We start from the raw sequence: 6,563 nt of genomic DNA, 5'->3' as shown, positions 1-6,563 counted from the left end.
CGCTTCGCTATGGCTATTTGTATAAACTTCATCCCCAAAAGCCTGAAACAAACAAATATTGTTGAGGCATATCATGGTTAATTTGCACAGCGCGTAAGTCCTATGATTTTTGCTATTTAAGCAAATTCTTAATCAAATGTTTTGTTAAGATTGATACCAGTATAATAAATCTATTCATTATACATTATCTTGTGTCATAGCTTTAACGCCAATTATAAGGTAAAACATTAATTTAATTTAACTTAAAATTAATGGTTTTTAAATTGGTTGGTAAAATTGATACTTACTAGGCGAACAGATAATCTCAGGTTTAGCGGTCAACTGCAAGAACATTTTAAACATTTAAGCAGACAGTTAAGACTGTTAACTAGAAAATCCCATTTGACTGGACTTTAGACTAAAAGAGAGCGATCATTAGATAAAGGGAGTGCAAAAAAATCAAGGGATGCCTGTAAGAACAGACACCGCCATATCGGAAAATGAAAGAAGCTTGTCATTGAATTTAAGAATGTTTCAATTAATGGTTGTATTTTAACGGCGCGTTGTAGATTAATGGCTAATCCATATTTCAATTTCATAACTGTTAAAAATCAAAATTATTATACCAAAAAAGTCTTGTAAATCCTTAAATCCTGGATATCCTGATTCAGACAATCAAAATTATCATACCCCATTTGTTAAAATAGGTCTTTAGAAATCTCTGTATAAAGTATAAATTCATAACATGGCAGCACAAAAACTTAACGAAACCGAACTACAACAAGCCCTAAATAGTTTACCAGGATGGCAAATTAAAGATGGCAAATTATGCAAAGAATACAAATTTAAAGACTTTGCTACCGCTTTAGGTTGGATGGTGACAGCAGGTGTTTACGCAGAAACAATGGGACATCACCCCGAATGGTCCAATGTTTACAGCACTGTAAAAGTGAATCTTATCACCCACGACATCGGTAATGCTATCAGTAATTTAGATGTGGAATTGGCGAAAAAAATGGAAGAAATATATAGTAAATAGGTGACAGGTGACAGGTGACAGTTAATAGGGAATGGTTTTTAACCCATTAACAATTATCCATTACCCATTACCCATTACCTAATTCGTTTCCTGAATCTGTAACCTAATAGTATGTTCTGTTGCACCACTGAGTTTAATTTCCATAACTTCCCCTCCCAGTGGTTCAACACAACCCAGGAGCGATCGCAAATTTGGTGTACTCGCTCCTGTATCAACATACAATCTATCAGCTAAGTTACTGATTTTCTTCCAAGTCATGTATAACTTAGCTATACCTTGTTCCATTTGGGATGCTTGGTTTACTAAGTCCGCTGCTATACTTAAACATCCGATTCTTTGAGCTTCTTCTAATGCAGTTTCAATATCCACATTTTCTTCTGTCAGTGCTTGCACCTGGACAGCAGATTTGAGATATTTTGCTAATTGTCTAGCTTCTGTAGTGGCTTGTTTTAAAGTATCTACATCAGGATTTTCAGCTATTTCTCTCTGTAACGCCTTCTGGTGTGATTCTGGCAGTTTTTCCATTTCCTTCACCAGAGGGGCAATGTAGCGAGCAGGAAGGCTATTATCTGCGGCTTTTTCCTTGACTGGTTGAGGTAATAATTCTGAAGACATCGCTGTCCATTCGTCCGTGAGTTGACGGACTTCTCTGCGGGTGATGCGATCGCCTTTTTGCGCTGCTTCACTCACCATCTGTTGTACTTCTGGCGCAGCTTTGGCGGTTTCTACAAATGCCCGTTTACTAAAATTATTAACTGTACTGGGGTCTAATTTACCATCTTCAATTAAGGTATCAGCACTATTAGCTAATTGAATCCAAGAATAAGCTTGAGTTTTACTAATTTCCCGTTCCTTCAACCATTTGAGGAAACCAGTACCGCGCCCATCTCCGCCTTTTTTCTCTCTGTCACGGATGGCGCGTAAAATGCGACCCCGCCAAATTTCCGTTTGTAAATCAAAGCGATCGCACACTTGCCAAGCTACATCTAACTGCTGTAAAAAGTCAGACTCAGCAATTTCTTCATCTTCTGGATCTGGTAATTCAAAATCCAAGTCTACAGGCTGTTGCAGTGCAGCCGCAAGGTCATTCATAGAGTCGGTATCTTGCACGGTAGATAGCTGGTTGGTGGATGCGATCAACTCACTGTTACAAATTCTGAGTAATTACACAGGATCAGCAACAATAAGCAGGTAAACATTATAGAGGAAAAATTTAAACTTGGAAAAATTTAAACTTGGAAAAATTTTAAATGCCTTCAAGCTACTAAAGGCATAAATTTAAAAATTCAAAATATTTGAGGACTTACTTATAGTACCAAAAATTTCCTGTAGGTTGCGTAAGATATCAAAAAATGGTTACATTTGTATATACAAAATTTACGCATAAAAAATATATTCTTTATTCCCTTGGGTTTCTACACTAGAAATTGGACTTCAACTCAACAAACATGAACCCAGTAGACTATCTTCGTATTAGTTTAATTGATCGCTGTAATTTCCGTTGTCTTTACTGTATGCCAGAGGGTGCAGAATTAGACTATATCCTCAAGCAACAGTTGTTAACTAATGAGGAACTGCTTACCCTTATTCAAGAGGTATTTATTCCTGTTGGTTTTACTCGCTTCCGCTTGACTGGTGGTGAACCTCTACTCCGTCCTGGTGTGGTGGAGTTGGTAAAAAAAATTGCCCATCTTCCCCAAACTCAAGATTTGGCAATGACTACTAATGGGTTTTTATTAGCTCCTATAGCTCAAAAACTTTATGATGCAGGTTTAAGAAGAATTAATATTAGTTTAGACTCTCTCGATCCAGATACTTTTGAGAAAATTATCGGTAATCAAGGCCGTAAACGTTGGCAACAAGTTTGGGATGGGATTCAAGCTGCTTATAATATTGGATTTGACCCGTTAAAGTTAAATGTGGTGGTGATACCAGGTGTCAATGACCATGAAGTTTTGGATTTAGCCGCTTTAACTATTGATAAAATTTGGCACGTCCGATTTATTGAGTTTATGCCTATTGGTAATGGTGATTTGTTTGGCGATCGCGGTTGGGTATCTTCTACTGATTTACGCGATCGCATTCGTCAACGTTGGGGATTGACAGAATCTCAAGTTCGTGGTAATGGTCCAGCAGATGTATTTCAAATTCCCGGAGCAAAGGGAACACTGGGTTTTATTAGTCAAATGTCAGAGTGTTTTTGCGATCGCTGTAACCGAGTGCGTCTTTCTGCTGATGGTTGGTTACGTCCCTGCTTACTCAATGAAACTGGGCAAATTGATTTAAAATCTTCTTTACGTGCTGGTTGTAGCACTACTCAATTACAATCACAAGTCAGAGAACTTTTAGCAATCAAATCAGAAATTAACTTTAAACAACGCGACTCAGGTACTGTCGGCACTTACACCCGTACCATGTCGCAAATAGGAGGTTAACCTAATTTTAGATTTTAGATTTTGGATTGTGGATTCAAAGAACAACTATTCCAATCCAAAATCGTAAATCCAAAATCCAAAATTGAATTATGCTTGACGTGAGTAATATTCCACAACCAGCAGTTCATTAACTTGAAGTGCTACCCATTCTCTTTCAATCACACTATTGACTTTACCAGTCAATTTGTTTTTATCAAATTCCAAGTGATTGGGAAGGTTAGCCAAACCGGGATACTGTAAGTTAGCTTCTACCAATTTCTTAGATGCTTCTTTATTTCTCACACCAATTTCTTCACCAGGACGGCACTGATAGCTGGCTATATTCACTACACGACCATTAACGGTAACGTGACCGTGGTTTACCAGTTGACGTGCTGCGGGAATAGTGGGAGCCATACCCATGCGAAAAACTGTATTATCTAAACGCATTTCTAGCAATTGCAGCAATACTTGTCCGGTAGAACCAGTCACTCTTCTGGCTTTACGAACATAGCGGAGCATTTGCTTTTCTGTTAAACCGTAGTTTAAGCGAAGTTTTTGCTTTTCTTCTAGACGGATAGCATACTCAGACCGTTTTTTGCGGTTTTGACCATGTTGACCTGGTGCATAGGCACGTCTAGCACTTTTGCGAGTTAATCCTGGTAATTCGCCCAAGCGGCGGACAATTCTGAGGCGCGGACCTCTATATCGGGACATGAGTTTCCTTATTTAATCCTGTTTAAACTTTACCCAAATATTCTATTATCACATAACTCTTAGCAATTAGCTAGAGTATTTTTGGTTAAATGATAAATACAGCAGATGGCAGATCAATGAGGTACAGAATCAAAATTGAAACCTAGACACCACGAGAGTTTTACTCCTGACTCCTGACTCAAGAGGGCAACCACAGGGGGTTTGCTCCTACTGACTCCTGACTCCTGATAGCGTAGCGTGGCGTTAGCCATATTCTGCTGTATCAGACTTTTGGAAGTATTTGGGTACTGACAATGAAATTCCTTGATAATAGAGGAGTTTCAGCAAATTCTAAGTTAGCATAACTTTGGGTGTTTGGAGAATAGCAATGTTAAAACGCAAAAAAGAAATTGGCAGTTTTCATAACTACAAAAGTAGTCATTTCTGGAAAATGGTCACAATTCCAGTGATGGCGATCGCCGGACTATGGACAAATATCTTGCCAAGTCAAGCTGTGATAAGTTCCTATAGAAATGATTACCGTGCTTGTGCGGCTCAATTATTAAGTGCAGGAGTTACAGCACAAGCAGCATCTCAAGGTTGTGCTACAACCATGCGACCAAGAGAATTATCTATTTGTGTAGCTAAAATTACTAAACAAACCAAAATTACACCAGCGGATGCCCTTTATTCCTGTAGTCTATCCCGTCGTGCAGAAGATTTTGCTACCTGTGTAGTTGGCATTAGCAAGAGTACCCAACAAGCAATTAACCAAGCTGTTTTAAGCTACTGTGGACGCAGTTTATTACCTGTTACCTTTGCTGAGTGTGTAGTTGGTTTACGCAAAGAAATTAATTTAACCCCGATTGAGTCTTTAGATCGGTGTATTGATGCCAGTTACCGTTCTATTAGTATTGGGGCTGGATCTACAACACGGCCGGGATTAATACCACCTTTTCAGACACTGCCTATCCCATCAACTCCTGAAGGTAGCATTTAGGTAGCAGTTAAAATTAGCTACAATTAGCTACAATTAGTCACATTTGCTGAAAATTTTCTGTCATCTGCTTTCGGTGACAGAATTACCGTAAAATCGCTGTATTCTATGACGATTCAAAACCCAAATCAAAGTTAGCAGGTAAATAGTTGGCTCAAGGTAATATCAGCAAAAATTAGAAGATAACTTCTAACTTTTGTTGATTTAGTCATCTTGATTACCAAAAGCCATTTGTAAAATCATGGGTGTACCGCCATCGCAGTGATATTTATCTGCCCAAGCGCGGATAATTTCATCCAATTCTTCCATCGCTTCCTGCATTTTTTCCAGAGGAATATCCAGTTCTTCTACAGCACGCATAGAATTGGCTTTTCTTTCTGCCCAGTCTTTCATCATCCGAAAATAACGCGCAGTATCTTCGACCATTGTGTAAGTACGTTCTTGGTCGTCTGCTGGGGCATAAAAGGGACGGGTTAGGGCATAAAAGGGCATTCCCCAAGGTGAATCAATGCGTGTCACAGTACCTGAGTAGAGTAGACGACGTTTGATATGTTCTGCCAAGGCTTCACTCAGAGGCATTTGATGATGCTGGGGTAACTCTTCTTGCGATCGCTTGTGTAGAAATTCAATTAGCTCTAAAAATTCAAAGGAAGTAACTAACTGAGCGTCAGGCAGATTTTTAGGCAGCTTGCGCTCGATTTGTTTTTTCTCCTCACTGGTGAGACTTGTACCAGGAACACGAGACCTTCCTGGTTGCCAAGGATATTTTTCCATCCACACATAAGGCAATTGAATTAAATAGCGAGGTTCTTGGGAACCCAGCATTTTTAGCAATTTACCCTCAGTCAGAGCTTGTCTTACTTCCTCGACAATAATTTTGACTCGCTTCGGCTCCAGGTGGTGCAAATGCCCTGTCATTCGCAGGTTTTGTCCCTGTTCTAGATAGGTCATATAAATTGCACACTTAGCTGCTGTTGCGGCTGCATCTAAAAATGCTCCATGCCTATGGCCACTTGTACGCATGGCACTAAAAGCTAGATAAAGCATGATCTGATCCATCGCACTTGGACCAAGACGTTTGATCAGATCTATGTCGTTAGTCATATTCACAGACAGATGAATGGCACGTTTACGAAAAAATAGTAGTCAAATTTAAACTAACTATTATACACCAAATTGTAATTTTTGTCTTCCCTCTCAATGGAGATTTGTTATGGTTTCACCATAAAATAGCTATGGTGCTAAATTACCTTGGGTGTAATCATTAATTTTGAACAGTAAAAGAAAGGCTCACCAATAGTAACATCAGGTTAACAAAATTGATGCAGCTATTGAGGTTTAAGTTGTCACGCATTTAATTTGCTTTTTTGTCAACTGCAATTTTTGCTGCTAGAACACCGATTCATTAATCGTCAGGGCGTTCGCGTAGCGTGCTGGA

At 39.0% G+C, this 6,563-nt stretch carries 6 protein-coding genes; 3 read left to right on the top strand and 3 right to left on the bottom strand.

The features are described 5' to 3' along the window. Positions 1–724 precede the first annotated feature (724 nt). Complete coding sequence (locus IQ237_RS14495; RefSeq protein WP_194056303.1) at positions 725–1,018, top strand: 4a-hydroxytetrahydrobiopterin dehydratase; 294 nt, start codon at positions 725–727, stop codon at positions 1,016–1,018. Positions 1,019–1,096: 78 nt separating this feature from the next. Here IQ237_RS14495 and IQ237_RS14490 read toward each other — a convergent pair whose 3' ends face one another. After that, a complete protein-coding gene (locus IQ237_RS14490; RefSeq protein ID WP_228020292.1) occupies positions 1,097–2,110 on the bottom strand; it encodes a hypothetical protein in 1,014 nt (337 codons plus the stop codon). A gap of 356 nt (positions 2,111–2,466) precedes the next feature. Between IQ237_RS14490 and moaA the strand changes: the two genes are divergently transcribed. After that, entirely contained in the window at positions 2,467–3,453 is a 987-nt protein-coding gene (gene moaA / locus IQ237_RS14485; protein WP_194056299.1) for a GTP 3',8-cyclase MoaA, read from the top strand. Between the two features lie 87 nt (positions 3,454–3,540). Here moaA and rpsD read toward each other — a convergent pair whose 3' ends face one another. Next, on the bottom strand, positions 3,541–4,149 hold the full coding sequence (gene rpsD, locus IQ237_RS14480) for a 30S ribosomal protein S4 (protein WP_194056297.1): 609 nt from the start codon (positions 4,147–4,149) through the stop codon (positions 3,541–3,543). 367 nt (positions 4,150–4,516) lie between these two features. Between rpsD and IQ237_RS14475 the strand changes: the two genes are divergently transcribed. Further along, entirely contained in the window at positions 4,517–5,128 is a 612-nt protein-coding gene (locus IQ237_RS14475) for a hypothetical protein (protein ID WP_194056295.1), read from the top strand. Between the two features lie 201 nt (positions 5,129–5,329). On the opposite strand, the gene hetR is transcribed toward IQ237_RS14475, so the two are convergent. Beyond that, positions 5,330–6,229, bottom strand: coding sequence for a heterocyst differentiation master regulator HetR (gene hetR, locus IQ237_RS14470; protein ID WP_194056293.1), 900 nt, complete (start codon positions 6,227–6,229; stop codon positions 5,330–5,332). Between the last annotated feature and the right edge of the window lie 334 nt (positions 6,230–6,563).

Source organism: Sphaerospermopsis sp. LEGE 08334 (assembly GCF_015207205.1).
In the GTDB taxonomy this organism is placed as follows: Bacteria; Cyanobacteriota; Cyanobacteriia; order Cyanobacteriales; family Nostocaceae; genus Sphaerospermopsis.
The sequence above is the reverse complement of the archived record's forward strand: the minus strand, read 5'-3'. Positions and strand labels throughout refer to the sequence as shown.